The organism is Rhodococcus sp. ARC_M6 (assembly GCF_022810305.1).
Taxonomy (GTDB): Bacteria; Actinomycetota; Actinomycetes; order Mycobacteriales; family Mycobacteriaceae; genus Rhodococcus_F.
In genome coordinates, this window is record NZ_JALGQH010000006.1 from 115,624 (window position 1) to 136,178 (window position 20,555).

General features: G+C 61.4%; 19 protein-coding genes. 2 read left to right on the forward strand and 17 right to left on the reverse strand.

Annotated features, from left to right (window positions below):
- Positions 1-36: 36 nt before the first annotated feature.
- Positions 37-666, reverse strand: a complete 630-nt coding sequence (locus MTX36_RS09960) for a hypothetical protein (RefSeq protein ID WP_243619576.1) — start codon at positions 664-666, stop codon at positions 37-39.
- 114 nt (positions 667-780) lie between these two features.
- Here MTX36_RS09960 and MTX36_RS09965 point away from each other — a divergent pair, with 114 nt between their 5' ends.
- Positions 781-1,164 carry an ABC transporter substrate-binding protein gene (locus MTX36_RS09965; RefSeq protein ID WP_243619577.1) on the forward strand — a complete coding sequence of 128 codons (384 nt, stop codon included), beginning with the start codon at positions 781-783 and terminating at the stop codon, positions 1,162-1,164.
- Positions 1,165-1,374: 210 nt separating this feature from the next.
- Positions 1,375-2,766 (forward strand): glutamate decarboxylase, encoded by a 1,392-nt coding sequence (locus MTX36_RS09970; RefSeq protein WP_243619584.1) that lies wholly within the window; start codon positions 1,375-1,377, stop codon positions 2,764-2,766.
- A 74-nt stretch (positions 2,767-2,840) separates the two neighbouring features.
- Here MTX36_RS09970 and MTX36_RS09975 read toward each other — a convergent pair whose 3' ends face one another.
- The 16 genes from MTX36_RS09975 to murD all read right to left on the reverse strand — a co-directional run bounded on the left by MTX36_RS09975 (position 2,841) and on the right by murD (position 20,548).
- Positions 2,841-3,332 (reverse strand): hypothetical protein, encoded by a 492-nt coding sequence (locus MTX36_RS09975; protein ID WP_243619585.1) that lies wholly within the window; start codon positions 3,330-3,332, stop codon positions 2,841-2,843.
- Positions 3,333-3,444: 112 nt separating this feature from the next.
- Positions 3,445-4,794, reverse strand: a complete 1,350-nt coding sequence (locus MTX36_RS09980; RefSeq protein WP_243619586.1) for a DNA polymerase IV — start codon at positions 4,792-4,794, stop codon at positions 3,445-3,447.
- Entirely contained in the window at positions 4,781-5,137 is a 357-nt protein-coding gene (locus MTX36_RS09985; RefSeq protein ID WP_243619587.1) for a TfoX/Sxy family protein, read from the reverse strand. Before MTX36_RS09985 ends, MTX36_RS09980 begins: the two co-directional genes overlap by 14 nt.
- A 72-nt stretch (positions 5,138-5,209) precedes the next feature.
- Positions 5,210-8,374 (reverse strand): isoleucine--tRNA ligase, encoded by a 3,165-nt coding sequence (ileS, locus tag MTX36_RS09990; protein ID WP_243619588.1) that lies wholly within the window; start codon positions 8,372-8,374, stop codon positions 5,210-5,212.
- 233 nt (positions 8,375-8,607) lie between these two features.
- Positions 8,608-8,889: a hypothetical protein gene (locus MTX36_RS09995; protein ID WP_243619589.1), complete on the reverse strand. Its 282-nt coding sequence runs from the start codon at positions 8,887-8,889 to the stop codon at positions 8,608-8,610.
- Between the two features lie 47 nt (positions 8,890-8,936).
- On the reverse strand, positions 8,937-9,761 hold the full coding sequence (locus MTX36_RS10000) for a DivIVA domain-containing protein (protein ID WP_243619591.1): 825 nt from the start codon (positions 9,759-9,761) through the stop codon (positions 8,937-8,939).
- Between the two features lie 116 nt (positions 9,762-9,877).
- Entirely contained in the window at positions 9,878-10,165 is a 288-nt protein-coding gene (locus MTX36_RS10005; protein ID WP_243619592.1) for a YggT family protein, read from the reverse strand.
- A 189-nt stretch (positions 10,166-10,354) separates the two neighbouring features.
- A complete protein-coding gene (locus MTX36_RS10010; protein WP_094273689.1) occupies positions 10,355-11,005 on the reverse strand; it encodes a cell division protein SepF in 651 nt (216 codons plus the stop codon).
- 85 nt (positions 11,006-11,090) lie between these two features.
- Positions 11,091-11,843, reverse strand: a complete 753-nt coding sequence (locus MTX36_RS10015; RefSeq protein ID WP_243619594.1) for a YggS family pyridoxal phosphate-dependent enzyme — start codon at positions 11,841-11,843, stop codon at positions 11,091-11,093.
- Positions 11,844-11,852: 9 nt separating this feature from the next.
- A complete protein-coding gene (gene pgeF / locus MTX36_RS10020; protein WP_243619684.1) occupies positions 11,853-12,650 on the reverse strand; it encodes a peptidoglycan editing factor PgeF in 798 nt (265 codons plus the stop codon).
- 141 nt (positions 12,651-12,791) lie between these two features.
- Positions 12,792-13,979 (reverse strand): cell division protein FtsZ, encoded by a 1,188-nt coding sequence (ftsZ, locus tag MTX36_RS10025; RefSeq protein WP_243619596.1) that lies wholly within the window; start codon positions 13,977-13,979, stop codon positions 12,792-12,794.
- A 219-nt stretch (positions 13,980-14,198) separates the two neighbouring features.
- Positions 14,199-14,837 carry a cell division protein FtsQ/DivIB gene (locus MTX36_RS10030; RefSeq protein WP_374230461.1) on the reverse strand — a complete coding sequence of 213 codons (639 nt, stop codon included), beginning with the start codon at positions 14,835-14,837 and terminating at the stop codon, positions 14,199-14,201.
- 170 nt (positions 14,838-15,007) lie between these two features.
- Complete coding sequence (gene murC, locus MTX36_RS10035) at positions 15,008-16,519, reverse strand: UDP-N-acetylmuramate--L-alanine ligase (RefSeq protein ID WP_243619600.1); 1,512 nt, start codon at positions 16,517-16,519, stop codon at positions 15,008-15,010.
- Positions 16,516-17,688, reverse strand: coding sequence for an undecaprenyldiphospho-muramoylpentapeptide beta-N-acetylglucosaminyltransferase (murG, locus tag MTX36_RS10040; RefSeq protein WP_243619601.1), 1,173 nt, complete (start codon positions 17,686-17,688; stop codon positions 16,516-16,518). The genes murC and murG overlap by 4 nt, the downstream gene beginning before the upstream one ends.
- Positions 17,685-19,037 carry a putative lipid II flippase FtsW gene (ftsW, locus tag MTX36_RS10045; RefSeq protein WP_243619603.1) on the reverse strand — a complete coding sequence of 451 codons (1,353 nt, stop codon included), beginning with the start codon at positions 19,035-19,037 and terminating at the stop codon, positions 17,685-17,687. The genes murG and ftsW overlap by 4 nt, the downstream gene beginning before the upstream one ends.
- Positions 19,034-20,548 (reverse strand): UDP-N-acetylmuramoyl-L-alanine--D-glutamate ligase, encoded by a 1,515-nt coding sequence (murD, locus tag MTX36_RS10050; protein ID WP_243619604.1) that lies wholly within the window; start codon positions 20,546-20,548, stop codon positions 19,034-19,036. Before murD ends, ftsW begins: the two co-directional genes overlap by 4 nt.
- Between the last annotated feature and the right edge of the window lie 7 nt (positions 20,549-20,555).

The window sequence follows — 20,555 nt, forward strand, 5'->3', positions numbered from 1 at the left end:
GAAGCCGACCGACGGTGCACTCGGCGACAATCGTTGTCAGGCCATCTCGGGTACGTGCAGATGAGCGATCGCCAGCTCGAACTCACCTACCTCGAGCAGCCGCGCACCAGACTCACGGATTCCCGAAGTTCTGATGGTCTCGGACTCCTTCCTGCTTCCATTCATCGCCGCGGCGCTGTCGAAGGTCACCGACGACACAGCGCGACCGGCGGCAGGATCAACCAGCAAGCTGGCACTGCAGAACCCCTCGAGCTCTTCCATCGCGGGCAGGGAGACCATCTTGTACACGTCGACGGCGCGCTCCAGGTGGCCCGGCTCGACGTGAACCCACGAGACCCGCACGCAGGCACCACGGCGTGAGCGGTGGTCGCGGTGCAGGGCGGCGATGTCCCACCGCGCGACGGTGGCGGTGCCGTGGAAGACCTCAGCCGCGCCGGCGCGGAGCTGCAGTACTGGTCCTTCACTCGCACGAAGGGAATCCTCATCCATCCAGGAACTGGTCACGATGCACCGGCCGGAACTGCGGTCGACCAGCAGGGACAGTCCGGCGCAGCCGTCGATGCCGGCAAGCGCGGGCATCACGGTATCGCGCATGTGTTTGATCCCGACGTCGATGAACGACGGCTGCGCATCAATGGTGGTAGAGCGTGCATACACGATCGACACCCTTCTCCTCTGGCAGCGCCCCGACGGCGCCGACGGGTCAATCCCCCATCTCTCACACTCCTCCACCGGACCGAATCGAAGCAATGACGAATACGGACCTGTGCGCGAAAGAATGTGCGCGCAGCGAAGAAGACTCTCGGCGACGCCGGCTGGAAGCCCGGATCCGACGGTGTTCTGACCAAGGGCGGTCACGCTCTGCACCTGACAGTCATCTTCGCCAACGTCCTCGATAGCACCTCTGCCGCAGCCGAATACGCAATGAAGCAGTGGCAGGAACTCGGAGCGAAGGTGGAGTTGCGCGGCGGTGACAACAACTTCAACATCTCCAACACGTTCGCGGCGAAGGACCTGACCTCGTGGTCGATCTCGATCGGACTGACCGTCCAGAGCGACAAGGCAAGCGCGGCAAGCACCAAGAGTGAGCCCCCGATGCGCGCGAATACTCCACTCTCGAGAATGACGATTGCCGCGCCGCTAACTAATAGAGCGAGCATGTAGAGCAATTTGAGTATCTTCCAGGGCACAGAATTTGGCCTTGCCTTGAAAGGCGTGTCTCGCTGTTCGTTCCATGTCGTTCTACTATGCGAGAAAACCGGAACCAGAGGCACTTTGACCGCGTTGCCCTTTGACAACTCCCCCGCCACCATGTTCGGTAAGTAGAGCTGGGAAAAAGACGAAAGCGCCACACCGATGTGAGGAGCAGAGTTAATGCCAGAACCGAGAAGAGCCGACCACTCCGACTACGTTTCCGTAAATCCGATCTTTTCCAGACCTGGCGAAGATTCGGTTGCCTCGAAGTACACCCTCGAACCTGACGGGATGCTCCCCGAAACCGCGTATCAGATCGTCCACGACGAAACGATGCTCGACGGCAATGCCCGCCTTAATCTCGCCACATTTGTGGGCACGTGGATGGACGATCACGCCACTCGCCTTTACACCGAATCGTTCGACAAGAACATGATCGACAAGGACGAGTATCCGCAGACCGCTGCAATCGAGACGTATTGCTGGCGAATTCTCGCTGATTTGTGGCACGCACCGTCACCGAAGGACGCGATCGGAACGTCGACCATCGGTTCCTCCGAGGCCTGCATGCTGGGTGGGCTCGCTCTCAAACGACGCTGGCAGCACGCACGCCGAGCTGCCGGCAAGCCGACGGATCGACCGAACATGGTCATGAGTTCGGCAGTGCAGGTGTGCTGGGAGAAATTCTGCAACTACTGGGACGTCGAAGCGCGATACGTACCGATCAGCGAGGAGCATCGCACCCTCGACGGGCATGACCTTGACAAGTACGTCGACGAGAACACCATCGGGGTTGTCGCGATCATGGGAGTTACATACACGGGCATGTACGAGCCCGTGCTCGAAATTTCCAACGCACTCGACGCAATCCAGGCAAAGACCGGTCTGGACGTCCCCATTCACGTCGACGGAGCTTCGGGCGCAATGATCGCGCCGTTCCTTCAACCGGAAATCGAGTGGGACTTCCGTCTTCCACGGGTGCACTCGATAAATACATCGGCTCACAAATATGGACTGGTCTATCCGGGACTGGGCTGGGTGGTGTGGCGGTCGGAAGATCTACTCCCGGATGATCTCGTATTCAAGGTCAGCTATCTCGGCGGCAGCATGCCGACCTTCGCGCTTAATTTTTCCCGTCCCGGCGCGCAGGTGATCCTGCAGTTCTACTTGTTCCTTCGACTGGGACGCGACGGATATCGCAGCATCCAACAGTCCTCGCAGGACGTCGCGAAGTTCCTGGCGGAGGGCATCGGAAAACTCGACGCCTTCGAGCTCTGGAACGACGGCACCGACATTCCGGTCTTCGCGTGGCGTCTCAAGCCCGGGCACACAGAAAATTGGACCCTCTACGACCTGTCGGATCGCCTTCGCTCCAAGGGCTGGCTGGTTCCCGCGTACCCGATGCCCGACAACCTGACCGACCTCACCGTTCAACGCATCGTCGTGCGGAACGGCTTGAGTATGGACTTGGCGGCAAGCCTGTTGCGCGTCATCGAGGAAGAAACCGCATTCCTCGACGAACTCGCCACTCCGATGCCCCGGCCACGCGTCACCGAAGGCTTCCATCACTGACCTGCTGAACAGAAAAAACTGCCGTCGGCTCCCCCTTTCAGGGACCGACGGCAGTTTCTATTCAGAGTTGAAAATCAAGCACACGCAGGCGACGTCAGGTTCGCAACCGGAAGAATCGCGCAAGCGGTGGTCTTCGAAAGCTTCCACACGCCATCGGAGTACACGAAGGACGCCTGAGCGCCCTGACCGAGCGGCTGTCCGTTGACGATGATGTTCAAGGAAGCCGAAGCAGTATCGCTACCCGTGTCGATGACCGGGTCGAGAATCTCGACCGTAGCGTTGGCAGCCTTGGCAGCTGCGGCAACCTGGTTCATCAGCTCGGGATCAGCCTCGGCACCCTCGACGAGGTTGGCACGCTCCGCGACGGGAACACTCTCGTCGAGGCCCTTGACCAGAAGTGCATTGAGGTCGGCAGCCGACGGCAGCGCTACCGAGGTTGTTTCAGGAGCGGCCGTCGTGGTCTTGGTAGTCGTCTTCGGGGTCTCGGTCTCGCTGGAACTGCAGGCAGTCATCGTCAGGGCCGCTGCAATCGCGACGGCTGCGACGGTCATGTTACGAAGCTTCAACTTCTCAGTCCTATCCATTCCGGTGTTCACATACGAGCGCACCATAAACGTGGGCACTCGCGGTCCTTCATCACATTACCCAACGGTAAGTGTGGAAAGTCTAAGGATCTCCTCAGAGTAGGCTGCCGAGCGCATCCGCCACTTGGAGATACGCGTCGTCGTCGGGAAATGTTTTGGCGATTCCTGTTCCCGTGGAACGGGTTTCGAACCGGACCGTGACCACACCGTGTCCAGCACCCTGCACCCAACCGTGTCCGAATTCTGGATGGCTCACGTCCAGACCGGGGTGCCAGTATCTCTCCGGAACCCGAGCCGGCACCGGTGCGTCGGGTTCGTCCGACACCGTTTCAACCAGATACCCCGGCACATCCTGGTCGAGTTCCGGAAACAACGACCCTTGACGGACGGTCGACAGCCCGGCAAAACCCACCCCGACAAGCCGGATCGGACCCAACTCCAACGGATCGATCACCTGTTTCTGCGCAGTCGCGATCAGGATCGCGCGGTCGAGGGTTGCATACGGCAGGGTCACTGATCGGGTCAGGACACTCATATCGGATTTCCGGAGCTTGAGTACCACAGTCCGAGCAGCGCGGCCGTCCTTCTCCAGTCTGGAATAGGCAGAGCCACCACTGTTTTCGACCGCAGCACGCAACTGCGCCAACGTCACGATGTCGGTGGCGTACGTCGATTCTGCACTGATCTGCTTGGACTCCGCACGCTCCGCGACCGGACGATCGTCGATGCCCTGAGCCAGCCGGTGCAGGCCCGGCCCCACCGTTGTGCCCAGGATCGATGCAACCTCCGCAGGAGGTGTCCGCACAAACCCGCCGATGGTCACGATCCCGAGCCGTTTAAGTTTCTCCTCCGCCACCGGACCGATTCCCCACAGCTTGCGTACCGGCAACGGATCGAGCAGATCCCGCTGCTGACCAGGCGGAACCACCGCAACGCCATTCGGTTTGGCCAGGCCCGACGCAATTTTGGCCACCTGCTTGCCGGCCCCCGCACCGATGGACGCAACCAATCCCGTCTCGGCCAGGACGAGAGCACGAATGTCCTCACAGAACGCGCGAACCTCATCGGCACCGGCGCCCGCCAGTTCCGTCGGCTCACCGAATGCCTCGTCCACTGACAACTGTTCCAGCACCGGCATTCGCAGCCTCAACGCGTCAAATGCCTGCTTGCTCAGCACCGAATAGAGCGACATCCGCGGCGGAAGAACTACTCCCCCACCGCCCACCAATCGACGTGCCTGATGCATCGGCATAGCGGAGCGAGCCCCGAAAGCACGGGCCTCGTAACTACAACCGGCAACCACACCCCGGCCACCCAGACCGCCCACCATCACCGGGCGGCCCCGCAAAGTCGGACGAGTCAACTGCTCGGCGGAAGCGAAAAACGCATCCATGTCGAGATGAAGTACCCACCTTCGACTTCGCGTCGGGTCAGCGTGATTCATCGGCGATAATGGGCAATTTCTTCTTCGGCGATTTCTTCTTGGGCAGCGGCAACGCGTCAGCAGTTCGCTGGATAAATGCCTGAAGTTCCTCGACGTCGTCCAGACCCTCTCGAGGCACCCGGTAGTAGTCTTTGGCTCCCGGATACGGCGGTGCCAACTCCGCCATCGATACAAACTCCCCACTGACCTTTGTGGGTTTGACGAACAGCAGATCGCCGCAGATCAGGCCAACGATCTTCTCGTCGCAATACAACCCGTACTCACCGAACATAGCCCGGGCACGGACGTCGAGCGGCTCCAACTGTTCCAGGATCCACGCGACCGTGTCTTTGCTCGAGCTCATGCCAGCACGCTACTCCGGCGCCCCGACACATTTCGGGGCACCGGAGTCAGCGTGCATTAGGCCTACTTGTACTCAGGCCTTCGTGATCGCGGCGCGGATTCCCTCAGCGAGGTCCACAGCGTCGCTACCGGCCTCACCGACGGAGAATTCGACCGCCAGAACCTCACCGGCGATCATGTCACCGTGGCGCTGTGCCCAGTCCTTGCGATCCTCAGGTACCTCGAGGATGACCTTGATGCGGTCCGACACGGCGAGACCGGCATTGCGGCGTGCATCCTGCAATTCACGGACACGGTCCTTGGCCCAACCCTCAGCCTCGAGCTCTTCGGTCACGGCCGAGTCGAGAACAACCAGGCCGATGCCATCGGGAAGAGCAGCCGTTGAATCAGGTTCTGCTGCAACCAGTTTCTGCGTGTACTCCTCCGGAAGGAGTTCAATTCCGGCGGCGACGACAACGCCGTCGGCGTTCTCGGTCCAGTCGCCGGCCTTCACTGCCTTGATGACGGTCTGCACGGACTTGCCCAGACGCGGGCCGGCAGCGCGCGCGTTGACCACAATCTCGAAGCGACCGTGAGCGTCGACGTCGTCCGTGAGATCGACCTTCTTGACGTTGACCTCGTCGGCGATCAAGCCGAGGAACGGACGCAGACGCTCAGAATCGGGCGCAGCGACAGTGACCTCGGGCAGCGGCAACCGAACCCGCAGGTTCTGTGCCTTACGCAGGCTCAGCACGGTGGAGCAGACCACACGCACGTCATCCATCGCGGAAACCAGTTCAGGGTTGGCCGGCAATTCCGACGCCTCCGGCCAATCAGCCAGGTGCACCGAACGTTCACCGGTCAATCCGCGCCAGATCACTTCGGACACCAACGGCAGCAGCGGCGCAGCCAAACGCGTGACTACTTCGAGAACAGTGTGGAGCGTGTCGATCGCGTCGCGATCCTCATCCCAGAAACGTGAACGTGAGCGTCGCACATACCAATTGGTGAGTGCATCACAGAACAAGCGCAATTCGTCGCAGGCACCGGAGATGTCGTTAGCCTCGAGAGCGTCGGTGATGACATCGCGAGTACTCGCGAGCTTCGCCAAGATGTACTGGTCGAGGATGTTCTCCGAATCCGTACGCCACACACCGGATTCCGGTGCATACAACTGTAGGAAGCTCCAGGCATTCCACAGCGGCAGCAGCGCTTGGCGAACACCTTCGCGAATGCCCTGCTCGGTGACAACAAGGTTTCCACCACGCAGGATCGGCGAGGACATCAGGAACCAGCGCATGGCATCACTGCCGTCGCGGTTGAACACCTCCTTGACATCCGGGTAGTTGCCCTTGGACTTGCTCATCTTCAATCCGTCGTCACCGAGGACGATGCCGTGTGCCACAACAGTTTTGAACGCGGGACGATCAAACAATGCGGTAGCGAGCACGTGCAGGTTGTAGAACCAGCCGCGCGTCTGACCGTTGTACTCGACGATGAAATCGCCGGGGTAGTGAGTCTCGAACCAATCCTGGTTCTCGAAGGGGTAGTGAACCTGAGCGAACGGCATGGAACCTGATTCGAACCAGCAGTCCAGAACCTCGGGCACCCGACGCATCATCGACTTGCCGGTCGGGTCGTCCGGGTTGGGACGGACCAAATCGTCGATCACCGGACGGTGCAGATCGGCCGGGCGCACGCCGAAGTCTGCCTCCAGCTGATCGAGCGAACCGTATACATCCATGCGCGGGTACTGCGGATCGTCGGACATCCACACCGGGATCGGACTGCCCCAGTAGCGGTTTCGGCTGATGTTCCAGTCGCGAGCACCTTCGAGCCACTTACCGAACTGGCCGTCGCGGATATGGTCGGGCACCCACGTGATGCCCTGGTTGAGCTCGACCATGCGGTCGCGGAACTTGGTGACGGAAACGAACCACGACGGAACTGCCATGTAGATAAGCGGCTGACCACTGCGCCAACTGTGCGGGTACGAGTGCTCAATCGTCTCGTGCCGCAACAACTTTCCGGCAGCCTTGAGATCCTTGATGATGACCGGGTTCGCATCGAAGACCATCAAGCCCTCGTACGTCGGCACCATCGACGTGAACTTTCCGCCAGCGTCGAGAGGCTGAACGACCTCGATACCGTTGGCAGTAGCGACATCCATATCCTCTTCACCGAAAGCTGGTGCGAGGTGGACGATTCCGGTTCCCGAATCCACGGTGACATAGTCGGCGGACAAAACGACATGCGAATTCGGATGTCCCACAAAGAAATCGAACGGCGGGGTGTAAGACAATCCGACGAGTTCGCTGCCCTTGTGGCGCGAAACCACCTCGGGCTCCTCCCCCAGCTCACGCGCGTAATGACCGACGCGAGCTTCCGCCAACACATACCGCTTGCCGTCCAAGCCGAGTACCTGGACATAGTCGATCTCGGGGTGCACCGCTGTCGCCAAGTTGGAAGGAAGCGTCCACGGCGTCGTGGTCCAGATGATCGCGTTGGCGCCGTCGAGAGGCGAACCCGGCGCCACCAACGGCATGTCGACCGTGACAGCCGGATCCTGACGCATCTTGTACGCGTCATCCAGCTTGGTTTCCTGGTTGGACAGCGGCGTCTGCTCGTACCAGCTGTACGGCAGGACGCGGAATCCCTGGTAGATCAGGCCCTTGTCGAAAAGTTCCTTGAACGCCCACATGACCGACTCCATGAAGTCGATATCGAGGGTCTTGTAGTCGTTGTCGAAATCGACCCAGCGAGCCTGACGGGTGACGTACTCACGCCAGTCATCGGTGTACTTGAGTACCGACGACCTGCAGTAGTCGTTGAACTTGGCGAGACCCATGACGTCGATCTCGGACTTGTCCTTGATGCCGAGCTGCTTCTCGGCCTCGAGCTCAGCCGGCAGTCCGTGGCAGTCCCAACCGAATCGGCGTTCGACCTTGCGGCCCCGCATGGTCTGGAAACGCGGCACGAGGTCCTTGACGTAGCCCGTCAGCAAGTGACCGTAGTGGGGCAAACCATTGGCGAACGGCGGGCCGTCGTAGAAGACGAACTCCTCGTTGCCGTCGCGATTGGCAACAGACGCCCGGAAGGTGTCGTCGTCAGCCCACTCTTTCAGGACCTTTTCTTCCAGAACCGGAAACTTGACCCCGGTATCGGCGGGGACGCCGTAATCGACTTTGGGGTACCCGTTACTCGCCACTGCGATCTCCTCGTGCCTGTCCGACTCGGCACGGGGACGATAAGTGCGCATCTGCGTACGTACCGCGGTACCACCCCGCTTGCAACACGTGAATCCGGCGACGTTCACCTTCCGGACTTCCGGTTACCTCTCTGATCGAGCTGTGACGGGCTCACCCGTTCGGTTCTACTGAGTGCCCGGCAGGCTCGATTGCCTACTGAATCACCGTTCTTCCGAAGGCTCCCCGGTGATAGCCGGTTCATCGCCAGATAAATCCTAATTAGCCTGTGTTCGTGTCGACCAGTCTAATGCTCGTCGTTTTCATTCGCTGATCCGCCATCGGTGTGCGCAGAATCGGGCGCGTCCCCGGAATCCGGGATCGGCCCGGCCCCGGAGACAGCGGACCGATCCGGCTCATCCAACGGCAGAACCGCCCTCTTGCTGGTCAGCGCACTGACCAGCAAGAGAACGGCACCTGCGATGCAAATTGCGATACAAGCCCACGCCCAGACAATCGAACCGGTTGCCAGAGCAATGACCAGGAACGCGAATCCTGCCGCAGCGAGAACTATCGTCGAGACCAGCACGTGTCACCCTCTACCGGTGTCGCCGCTGACCGTCGAGAATCTCTCGGTCAGCTGTTTCCCTTTGCGAACGACGGGCTGAAAGATTCCTGGCCACCGTCGACCGGCACTGCGGAACCGCGCTGTTCGAGCTCTTCGAGCTGCGATTCCAGGTAGGACTTGAGACGCACCCGGTACTCACGTTCGAACGTCTTGAGCTGCTCGATACGGCCTTCGAGGACCGAACGCTGCTGGTTGATCGTCGCCATGATCTCGGTGTGCTTCTTCTCGGCGTCTGCCTTGAGAGCATCGGCCTTCTCCTGAGCCTGACGAAGCTGGGTCTCGGAGCGAGTCTGCGCGTCGGTGAGCATTGCTTCCGACTTGTTGCGCGCGTCAGAGATCATGCCGTCGGCCTTGCTGCGAGCTTCGCTCATCAGCTGCTCGGAGTTGGTACGAGCGCTTCCGAGCAACTGCTCGGACTCCGCCTTGGCATCACCGGTGAGGCGATCAGCCATCTCCTGCGCCAGGCCGAGGACCTTGGCTGCCTGCATGTGTGTGTCAGCGCTCTGCGGTACCGGAGCTGCTGCGGCCACGGGGACCGGTGCCACGACGGGAGCGGGCTTGGGAGCCTCGACCACGCGAGCCGGTTCAGGCTTGGGCTGCGGAGCAACCGGAGCAGCCTGCGCACCAGCGGGCGCCTTCTTCGCGGCGGCAAGTTCCTGATCCAGCTCACCTACGCGCTGATGCAAATCTGCATTTTCTTCGATGAGCTGCGACAGTGCCTGCTCGACGAGATCAAGAAAAGCGTCGACCTCGTCTTCGTTGTAGCCACGCTTGCCGATAGGCGGCTTGCTGAACGCAACGTTGTGCACGTCAGCTGGAGTCAGTTGCGGCATGGAAGGATCCCTTCACGCGTCATTAGGCGGTCTAGCAAGCATTCAGCTACAGCACGGTGTACGTAGCGGCGAACCGCCACACGAGCTATGGGTTCCATTCTGGCACACCCGCTCTACTACCGCGCCGAGCCGACAACCGACATCAGGATGATGACGATGAAAAGCAAGACCATGATGGATAGATCCAGGCGAACTCCACCCAAGTTGATCGGAGGGATCAACTTGCGAAGAAGTTTCACCGGCGGATCGGTGATAGTGAAAACTGCTTCGAGAATGACTGCGACCACTCCCGACGGTCGCCAGTCTCTGGCGAACGAACGAACGAACTCGACTATTACTCTGCCGATCAGCAAAAGCCAGAACAGCACCAGCACGAGATAGATCACATCAAAAAGCGCGCTCACACCCTCACTCTGCCTGACTTCTGCGTGGCGTCCAAAACAGACATCCTGCATCGGCAGCAAAACCGGAGCTCCGCAAACTCACTGAATCACGAGCGGGCACGCCGTCGATCGAGGTCATCTGCACGGGCTTCAGCCAACCAACATTCGCAGCGTTTCCGCTGTTCAGGGAGCTATCCGTAATCGAGAGAATCATTTTTGGCTGTAGAAGCCTGTCTCCGCGATGCGACGACGCTCCTCGGCCGACACATCGATGTCAGCCGGTGAGAGAAGAAACACCTTGGTGGCGACCTTGTCGAACGAACCGCGCAGGGCAAATGCAAGACCGGCGGCAAAATCGACCAGTCGCTTTGCGTCGGCATTGCTCATGTCGACCAAATCCATGATGACGGGTGTTCCGTCGCGGAATCGCTCACCGATGGTCCGGGCTTCGGCGTAACTCTGCGGGCGCAGCGTCGTGATCTTCGCCAGCGGGCCGCCGTCGTCGACTACAGGAGCGCGGCGAACCTCGGGGCGCTCGGCACGAGCGTCGACTGCAAGGTTTCCGCGACTCGCCGGGCGCGGTGCCATCGAGGGGCGCGGCGCGCGGCTTCCGACTGCATCGATGCGCGGACGCGAATCGTAACGATCGAAATCGGCTTCTTCCTCTTCACGACGACTGGGTGCGTAACCGGCCTTCGAGAACGCCGGCTCGGCGAACTCTCGGTCATCGCGTTCGGCGTAACCATCGTGACTACGACGAGGTGCGCGACGAGCCTGGTCGGGCTCCTCCACGTACTCGTCCTCGTAGTCATCGAGGGGAACCATGCCGAAGTAAGCCTTGAACTTGTGCAGGTTGCTCATTGATCGACCTTCCTTGGCGCGGCGGAATCAATCCGACTGCGACCGGTCGCAGCGGTGTGGACGGGTTGGGCGATCACCTGAGCGATCATTTCGAGGTTACTGGTCGTGAGCCGAGCAGTGCGGTTCCGACACGCACGCATGTCGATCCGTGGCGAACTGCGGCCTCCAGATCACCGGTCATACCGGCCGACAATTCGATTGCCTTCGGGTGTGACTCGAGGAGCGCTCGATGCGCGTCGTGCAGGATCGAGAACTGCTCGTCGGGATCTGTACCCAGCGGCGGAACGGCCATCAGGCCGGCGAAATCCAGACCTTCTGCTGTCTCGATCTTGTCTGCGAGAGGTGCCAATTCTTCGAGAGTGACACCGCCACGCGAGGGGTCTCCGTCGAGACTGACTTGGATCAGCACTCGCAGTGGCGAGGTGCGATCATTGTCGTCAAGCGCGCCGAGTGCCCCACGATCGAGGGCAGCGGCCAGCCGGGGGCTGTCAACGGAATGAATTGCGTAGGCCCACTTGGCGACGGATCGCGCCTTGTTCCGCTGCAACTGGCCGATCATGTGCCAGCGAACAAGCTCGGCGGAATCAGTACGCGTCACAGCGTCGAATTCCGCGACCTTCGTGATCGCTTCCTGCTCTCGGGACTCCCCGAACTCACGGCAACCCAAGTCGTAGAGAATTCGCGCATCCGATGCCGGAAAATACTTTGTCACCGGCAGGAGTTTCACGTCGGCGGTGGGCCGACCGGCAGCGACACACGCCGCCGCCAGCCTGGCCCGGACCGAGTCGAGCGCCGACGCGATGTCGGCTACTCGCGAAGAATCGGCGTCGTCGTTCATACGAATGACCTAGTCGGTTTCCGCAGCTGCGGATTCGGCTGGTGCGGACGCGACCGGAGATTCGGCCGGTGCGATCGGATCCATCCAGATCACTGCGGCCTGACGTCCGGTCAGTGACTCGCGACGATGACTGAACAGTGCTTTGTCCTCGATGGTGCAACGAGGATCCTCGGCGACGCCCTTGACACCGGCATCGAGGAGTTGCTTGCGGATTCCGGCCCGGAGGTCGAGTCCGGGAGTTCCCTTTGCCGTGCGAGTTGCACTGCCCGGCAAGTGCTTTTCCACATCCGCGCGCATCGAAGCGGGGACCTCGTACTGGCGACCGCTGGCGGCCGGTCCGAGGAAGGCCCCAATCCGGGAAACGTCGGCACCCTGGCGCACCATCTCAGCCAGCACACGCGGCACGATTCCGATACGAGCGCCGATCCGGCCGGCATGAATCGCGGCGATCACTCCGGCTTGTTCGTCGGACAGCAAGACCGGAACACAGTCGGCGCTGAGCGTCGCGAGAGCCAACCCGGGGACGGTGGTGACCAGAGCATCGGTCACCGCAATGACCTCATTCGTCGGCTCCGTCACGACAGTGACGTTGCGCGAATGGATTTGTTCCATCCAGACAAGGTGATTCGGCTCGACGCCGATTTCCTGCGCGAGGCGCCGACGATTGGACTCGACGGCGTCGGCGTTGTCTCCAACATGGTCACCGAGGTTGAACGAGTCGTACGGCGCCTGTGAAACACCGCCTGCTCGACTCGTCACGACGCGGCGGACTCGAAAATTAGCGGTCGACTTCTCGGTACTCAAGATTTTGTGCTCACAAACGTCGAATGTTCACTGCTACATGGGACATGATCCGGGTGCAGTTCCTGGATGAAGAAAGGATCAGTCAAGAACAGGGTACCCAGAAAACTGGATACCCTGACCTCGAGACTGTGCGCGGCGCTGTTGTCAGCGACGCATGAAGACGGGAACGTCGACGTCGTCGTCGCCGTCATCTTCCGGCTGTGGTGCGTGACGCGGGCCGTCGAGCGGCGGCAGCGAGCCCCCGCCGATGGGCTCACGCGCAACCGGAACCTGCTGCTCCACAGGGGATTCCGCCGCTACGGGCGAACGTCCGACCTCGCCCGCACGGCCGGCGCCGATGGATCCACGGCCAGGCGCACCCGACTCGACCGGACGACGCGCAGGCGCACCGCCGTCGAAACCGGCAGCGATGACTGTCACACGAACTTCGTCGCCGAGTGAATCGTCGATGACTGTTCCGAAGATGATGTTGGCGTCGATGTGTGCAGCTTCCTGCACGAGCGTAGCCGCTTCGTTGATCTCGAACAGGCCGAGATCGCTGCCACCGGCGATCGACAACAGAACGCCGCGGGCGCCTTCCATCGATGCTTCGAGAAGCGGCGAGTTGATCGCGGACTCAGCGGCTTTGATCGCTCGGCCTTCGCCGCGGGACGAGCCGATACCCATGAGTGCGCTACCGGCACCGGACATAACGCCCTTCACGTCCGCGAAGTCCACGTTGATCAGTCCGGGAGTGGTGATCAGGTCGGTGATGCCCTGAACGCCGTTGAGGAGAACCTCGTCGGCGCTACGGAACGCATCCATCAGACTGACAGCCGCGTCACCGAGCTGGAGCAGGCGATCGTTGGGGATGACGATGAGCGTGTCGCACGACTCTCGCAATTGCTGAATTCCCGCGTCGGCCTGGCCACCACGGCGCTTGCCTTCGAAGGAAAACGGCCGCGTCACGACGCCGACCGTCAGTGCGCCCAACTTCCGGGCGATAGCCGCGACGACAGGGGCGCCACCGGTTCCGGTTCCACCGCCTTCACCAGCGGTCACGAACACCATATCGGCGCCCTTGATGACTTCTTCGATCTCGTCCTTGTGATCCTCGGCAGCCTTGCGGCCGACCTCAGGATCGGCACCGGCACCGAGACCGCGGGTCAGTTCGCGACCGACGTCGAGTTTGACGTCGGCGTCACTCATCAGGAGGGCTTGCGCGTCCGTGTTGACCGCGATGAACTCGACTCCCTTGAGTCCCTGTTCGATCATGCGGTTGACTGCGTTCACGCCGCCGCCGCCGATGCCGACGACCTTGATTACGGCGAGGTAGTTATGCGGGGGCGTCATCGGCTCTCGCCTTCCGTGTCGTATTACGCATTGTTTGTCTATTGCTGGATGAAGCTGGGTAACGCTGAAATCTCAACTCTCAACCTCAACCACAGGGTTAGAGTTATGTCAAGTACTCGATCTGAAACCAAACGCTATGCATCGACGTCACGATCCGCCATTAGGCGCGCCGAGACAGACGGAAGTATTTGACGTAAATACACTCTAGTTCGACGCAAGCTAGCGCACCGTCGGAAGATCAGGACTCGACACGTCGTAGGTCTGACCCGGCTGAGTCAGCAGCGGAAGCGTCACCGCGGCCTTACGATCAGACTTCTCGACGCCTCCCCAGTTGACCACTCGTCCGTCCACCAGAGTCAACGACACATCCGAAATCGACCGCGCCGCAACCTCTCCCACTTGGAAACGTAGCTCCGGCGGCAAGGCAGCAAGGACATTCAACGCAGCCAACGTCGACGGATCGTTCCACCCCGGTGTTGCCGTCACCAATCGCGGCACACCTGGCGGCGGAACACCGATCTCGAAATCGACGCCCGTTTCGTCCAGAAAATGCGCGCCTTCCGGAGAATCGATGAACACGACCGGCACGCGTTCGGTCACCGTCACGCGAATGGTCGACGGATACATTCGCTGCACCCGCGCCGACGCCACCTTGGGTATGGCCGCAACCCGAGCCGCAGCCGAGCCTGTGTCCACCCGCATCAGCGGCTGGCCGGCAGGTATCGCCAGCAAGTCGAGAATCTGCGCCTCATCGACCGTCGTCGCTCCCCAGACCTCGGTGCCGCGTACCGAAAGCACCGGAGACAGCCACGCTGTCAGTAAAAGCCCGACGACGACCACTGTCGCGAACGGCAGCATGATCACGGGTCGCTTGAACCACGGACCCTTCGGCGTGGGCTCCGGTGCCGCGGCCGGCGCAGCTACTCGCGTCGAATAGCGGGATTCGGTTCGAGTGCTTCGCCGACGTGTGCTCGTGGCCCGCCGCGCACCCGGATCACGACGACCACGGTGGCTGCGTGCGTCAGGACTCATTGCGACTGGGTGCGCTGAGCCTGATGAGGAGCCGTGCGCAGCGCATCGAGAATCTGCTTGCCCAACATCGTGACATCACCCGCACCCATCGTGATGACGATGTCGCCCGGGTGCGCGAGCCCGGCAACCTGGCGCGGCGCCAGCGACAGATCAGGCTGATAGTGAACAGGCTTGGTGACCGACTGGGCCACCAAAGCCCCACTGACACCGGGCATCGGCTCTTCACGGGCGCCGTAGACGTCGAGCACGACCACCTCGTCGGCCAGGTCCAACGCAGCCGCGAACTCCGTAGCGAAGGTAGCCGTCCGCGAATACAGGTGCGGCTGGAATACCACGATTACCCGACCGGCCGCAGAATTCGATACCGACGAATCATCCTGCGGGCGAACGAGATCCGCCGCCGCACTCAGCACGGCACGCACCTCGGTGGGATGGTGCGCATAGTCGTCGAATACTCGCACTCCGCGCTCACGACCGGTGAACTGGAAACGTCGGTGCACTCCCCCGAATCCGGCGAGACCTTCGACGATTTCGTCGATTTCTGCGCCTGCGTCTTGGGCAGCCAAGAGTGCGGCAAGCGCATTCAACGCCATATGCCGTCCCGGAACCGCCATGCGCACCGTCCGCGCAGCCGCTTCTCCGGCCAACTGGAATTGAAGTACACCACCTACGTCGTGGGCACGGAAATCGAGTAGGCGCACGCCCACCTCAACTCCGTCGACAGGCTCGAAGGCGTCAGCGGCATCGACATCCGCACTGCCGTAGCCGATAACCCGAATGTCTTTGCGGCCGGATGCAACTATGCGCTTCGCAAGATCCGCAGAACCCTCGTCGTCGAGGCACGCGATCAGCAGTCCGCCAGGAGCAAGCTTGTCGACAAAATCGTCGAATACCTGAACGTAATTCTCGACACTTCCGAAGTAATCCAGGTGATCAGCTTCGATATTTGTCACGACTATCGCGTCGGGGTCGTACTGCAGTAGCGACCCGTCGCTCTCGTCGGCCTCGGCCACGAAAACATCCCCACTGCCGTGGTGCGCATTGGTGCCGGCTTCGTTGAGTTCGCCACCCACTGCGAACGACGGGTCGAAACCGCAGTGCTGCAACGCAACCACCAGCATCGACGTCGTCGACGTCTTACCGTGAGTACCCGAAACCAGGAACGTGCGGTTTCCCTCCATCAACGACGCGAGAACCGCCGGCCGGAGAATCACCGGAATCCCACGACGTGCTGCCTCGACGAGTTCGGGGTTGTCCTTGGGAATGGCTGCATGCGTAGTGACAACTACGGTGGGCCCACCGGGCAACAAGTCGAGTGCGTCGGCGTCGTGACCGATACGGACTTGCGCTCCGCGCGCCCGCAACGCCAACACGCCACGGCTTTCCTTCGCGTCCGACCCTGACACGAGTCCGCCGCGGGACAACAAAATTCGTGCGATGCCGGACATGCCGGCACCACCTATTCCCACCATGTGTACTCGCTCGAGGTGGGCGGGCAGCGCGGTCATCGGTTTCCCCTAGTGTTGTTGCTTACTGCTGTGTTGTGGCGTTCCGCTGTTTCCAGCACGATTCGCGCAATTTCCGTGGCGGCTGTTCTGTGCCCGAGGCCGCTGGCACCGTCACTCATCTCCTGCAGACGCGGCGCGTCGACAAGCAATGGCACGACCGTGGCTGCTACAAATGCCGGGGTCAGTTCAGCGTCACTGACGATCATCGCGCCGCCCGCGGCGACCACAGGTTTTGCATTGAGTTCCTGCTCCCCGTTTCCGTGTGGCAACGGGACGTACACGGCCGGTAGTCCAACGGCCGACACCTCGGCAACCGTCATGGCACCGGAACGGCAAATCGTTGCGTCGGCGGCCGCATACGCGAGGTCCATCCGAGACAGGTACGGAACAGCAACATACGGCGCCGACGCCGAATGCTGCGTGACGACAAGCGAGTTCTTGGGTCCGTGCGCATGCAACACGGAGATTCCGGCATCTGCCAGAGCCTGAGCCGCTCCGCTGACTGCATCGTTCAGTGATGCGGCGCCCTGCGAACCTCCGAACACCAGCAGAACCGGCCCGTCCTGCGGAAGCCCGAAGTACTCCCGAGCCTGCGAACGCAAGCCCGCGCGGTCGAAATTCGCGATGGACGCCCGAACCGGAATCCCCACGATGTCGGCATCCTCGGCGCCGCGATTCTTCACACCTGATCCCGGCACCGCAGCCAGAACCCGCGTTGCAAGTCGCGCGCCGATCTTGTTCGCAATCCCGGCACTGGCATTGGCTTCGTGAATGACAATCGGGATATTGCGGCGGCGTCGAAGCAACCCACCGCGCGCAGCGAGGTACGCGGGCAACGCCACATATCCACCGAAACCCACGATGACGTCCGCATCGACGGCGTCGAGGACCTCGCGCGTCTTACGGACCGAGGCCCGAAGCCGCATCGGGAGTTTCACCAGATCCATCGTCGGCTTACGGGGCAGTGGGACCGGCGGGATCAGTTCGAGGGTGTATCCGCGGGCCGGTACCAACGTCGTTTCCAGACCTCGGGCCGTCCCGAGCGCTGTGATCACGGTGTCGGGAGCCAGAGCTTTCACTGCGTCCGCTACTGCCAGAGCTGGCTCGATATGACCGGCTGTTCCTCCTCCGGCCACTACTACCGACAGGGCCGAATTTTTGCCGCTCACCTACGAATTCCTCGCTCTCGAATATCTTGTGGGTCCTGTGTGTTCCGAGTCGGCGCCTGCCGACGTCGTCCATTCTGCCCTGCCTGGCGTGCCGGCTCGTTTCGACGCTGCGGGGCAGCACGACGAACGCCGCCGGAAGCCCGGTACGGAACCGGCATGGGCAACCGCAGGAGCCTGGAAATCTTACCGTCCTGACCGGATTGCAGGGCTGCGATGGCTTCGGGTTCGTGACGCGCCGCGTTCGCAATGATGCCGAACATGAATAACGTGATCGCCAGCGACGAACCGCCCGCGGAGACCAGAGGCAACTGAAGGCCCGTCACGGGGAGCAATCCGATCACATATCCGATATTGATCATCGCTTGACCGACGATCCACGTGGTTGCCGTGGCGGAAAGCAGTCGCCAGAACGGATCGATACTTCGAGCCGCGATACGCAAGCCGGTGTAGACAAACCCCGCGAAGAGTCCGAGCACGACGAGACAACCGACATACCCTAGTTCCTCGCCGATGATCGCAAAGATGAAGTCGTTGTGCGCGTTGGGCAGATAATTCCATTTAGCGGCACTCTGCCCCAACCCCACACCGAAGATCCTGCCGTCAGCGAGCGAATACAGAGCTTGCTTCGCTTGGTAATTGCCACCTTGAAGGTCGTCACTGGGATTGAAGAACGACTTGACCCGGTCCGATCGGTATCCAGCGGTCAATGCCAGGGTTCCGGCGAGTACGACACCGGTCACGGCAATAGTTCCGAACAATTTCAACGGAAGACCGCCGAACCACAAGAGTGCACCGACGATAATGCCCAAAGCGATCGTCGTACTCAGGTTCGGTTGCGCGACAACCAAGGCGAACACCAGGAGCGCGGCCGGCACCAGCGGGATCAGGATCGAGCGAACCGAATTGTCGCCAGGTCTCCTCGACGCAAGCAAGTGCGCGCCCCAAATTGCGAGCACAACTTTCATGAGCTCTGACGGTTGAAGCGAGAACCCGCCCACTGTGAACCATCGACGCGCACCCTGAGCGGCGGTGCCGATTCCCGGAATAAGTACCAGCACAAGCATTACCAAAACGACGGCAAAAACCGGAAACGAGAATCGTCGAAGCGTGCGGGCCGGAATCCTCAAGGCCACATAAAAAAGTACCGAACCCAGCACCGCGAAGATCAACTGCTGAATGAACAACGAATAGGCTGAGCCACCGCTTGTAAATTGCTCGACACCCGACGCGGACAGCACCATCACCAGGCCCAAGACCGTCAGCATCACGGCAATCGTGATCACCAGATGGAACGACGCCAACGGCCGCGCCAACCAGGCACCGATTCGGGTCTTGGGACCCTGAGTCATTGCGTGTTTCCGGCGTCGCTCACTGATCCGGGTGGCTGATCGGCCAGCTCCGCGACGGCTGCCGCAAAACTGTTGCCTCGATGGCCGTAGCTGTCGAACATGTCCAACGACGCAGCTGCGGGTGCCAAGACCACCGCACTGCCGGGCTGTACCGATACCACTGCCAACGCCGCGGCCTCGCCGACCACGGCCGCCATCACCGCATCCGCGTCGGATCCCGAAGGCAATGTCACGAACTTCGTCGACGAGCAGTGAATTTTGTTCACCTCTGCATCGTCCTCCGTCCCCACACGGACGACGGGGACCTCGGGCGCGTGTCGCGACAACGCCTGCTCGATCTCACCGGCATCACTTCCCAGCAGCACTGCGCCGGCTAGCCTGCTGCCGACCTCAGCCACCAACTCGTCGACACTGGCACCCTTGAGCAGTCCACCGGCAATCCACACCACACGTTCGTGCGCCAGGATCGACGGCCGGGCGGCATGCGGATTGGTCGCCTTGGAATCGTCGACGAAGACCACAGAACCGACCGTGCCGACAACTGCGCCACGATGCGGTCCTACCTGATGAGCTGCCAACCCAGCTCGAACGGCGCCGGCACCGATCCCGACAGCCCGGGCAAGCGCGGCAGCGGCCAGTGCGTCCATGATCCCGGCCGGACCGGGCGGATCGATATCCACAGCCTCGGCCAGTTGCACGCCGGCCCCGAATGCGTTGTCGACGAGAAACCCGTCTGCAACACCCAACTCTCCGTCTGCCGGAGCACCCAATCGGAATCCCACGACGACGTCGGCCGAAGCAGCACGGCCCAATTTCGCGGCAATGGCGTCGTCAAGCCCGACGACCGCGACCTTGCCACTGAGCGCCCGTGCCTTCGCCTCGGCATACGCGGCCATGCCGCCGTGCCAATCCAGGTGGTCTTCAGCGACATTGAGAACTACGCCGGCATCAGGGCGCACCGAAGGGGCCCAGTGCAATTGGAACGACGACAGCTCAACGGCCAGGTAGTCGACGCGAGGCGACGTATCCTTCAACGCTTCCAACACCGGCAGACCGATATTGCCGCATGCGCGCCCTTCGAGACCTGCAGCGTCCAGAATCGAGGCGAGCATCGACGTTGTTGTCGTCTTGCCGTTGGTTCCCGTGACGACGAGCCACTTTCGCGGCGGTCCGTACAGACCGCAGTGATCGACCCGCCACGACAAATCGACGTCGCCCCAGATCGGAATTCCGTGACCGGCGGCTGCCGCAAGAATCGGCGCGTCCGGCCGGAAACCTGGACTCGTCACGACGAGCGCATACTGCTTGATCAAATTCTGATCTGCCTCGATCGAGGCGGTGGTGACCGTATCGGCACCGAGTTCGGCACAACGATCTGCAAAATCCAGCGTGGAATCGGCGACCGTCACCACGGCGCCGAGGGCTACCAGCGGTTCGATGGTCGCCTGGCCGGAGACTCGGCCACCGGCAACCAATACTCTTTGTCCGCGAAGCCAACTCAGATCGTTCATTGACTCC

What these genes read in the sequence shown, in the direction of transcription:
- MTX36_RS09970 (WP_243619584.1), top strand. Translation starts at nt 1,375, where the DNA reads ATGCCAGAACCGAGAAGAGCCGACCACTCCGACTACGTTTCCGTAAAT.
- MTX36_RS09980 (WP_243619586.1), bottom strand. Translation starts at nt 4,794, where the DNA reads ATGAATCACGCTGACCCGACGCGAAGTCGAAGGTGGGTACTTCATCTC.
- MTX36_RS09985 (WP_243619587.1), bottom strand. Translation starts at nt 5,137, where the DNA reads ATGAGCTCGAGCAAAGACACGGTCGCGTGGATCCTGGAACAGTTGGAG.
- ileS (WP_243619588.1), bottom strand. Translation starts at nt 8,374, where the DNA reads ATGCGCACTTATCGTCCCCGTGCCGAGTCGGACAGGCACGAGGAGATC.
- MTX36_RS10000 (WP_243619591.1), bottom strand. Translation starts at nt 9,761, where the DNA reads ATGCCGCAACTGACTCCAGCTGACGTGCACAACGTTGCGTTCAGCAAG.
- MTX36_RS10010 (WP_094273689.1), bottom strand. Translation starts at nt 11,005, where the DNA reads ATGAGCAACCTGCACAAGTTCAAGGCTTACTTCGGCATGGTTCCCCTC.
- MTX36_RS10015 (WP_243619594.1), bottom strand. Translation starts at nt 11,843, where the DNA reads ATGAACGACGACGCCGATTCTTCGCGAGTAGCCGACATCGCGTCGGCG.
- ftsZ (WP_243619596.1), bottom strand. Translation starts at nt 13,979, where the DNA reads ATGACGCCCCCGCATAACTACCTCGCCGTAATCAAGGTCGTCGGCATC.
- MTX36_RS10030 (WP_374230461.1), bottom strand. Translation starts at nt 14,837, where the DNA reads ATGCTGCCGTTCGCGACAGTGGTCGTCGTCGGGCTTTTACTGACAGCG.
- murC (WP_243619600.1), bottom strand. Translation starts at nt 16,519, where the DNA reads ATGACCGCGCTGCCCGCCCACCTCGAGCGAGTACACATGGTGGGAATA.
- ftsW (WP_243619603.1), bottom strand. Translation starts at nt 19,037, where the DNA reads ATGACTCAGGGTCCCAAGACCCGAATCGGTGCCTGGTTGGCGCGGCCG.
- murD (WP_243619604.1), bottom strand. Translation starts at nt 20,548, where the DNA reads ATGAACGATCTGAGTTGGCTTCGCGGACAAAGAGTATTGGTTGCCGGT.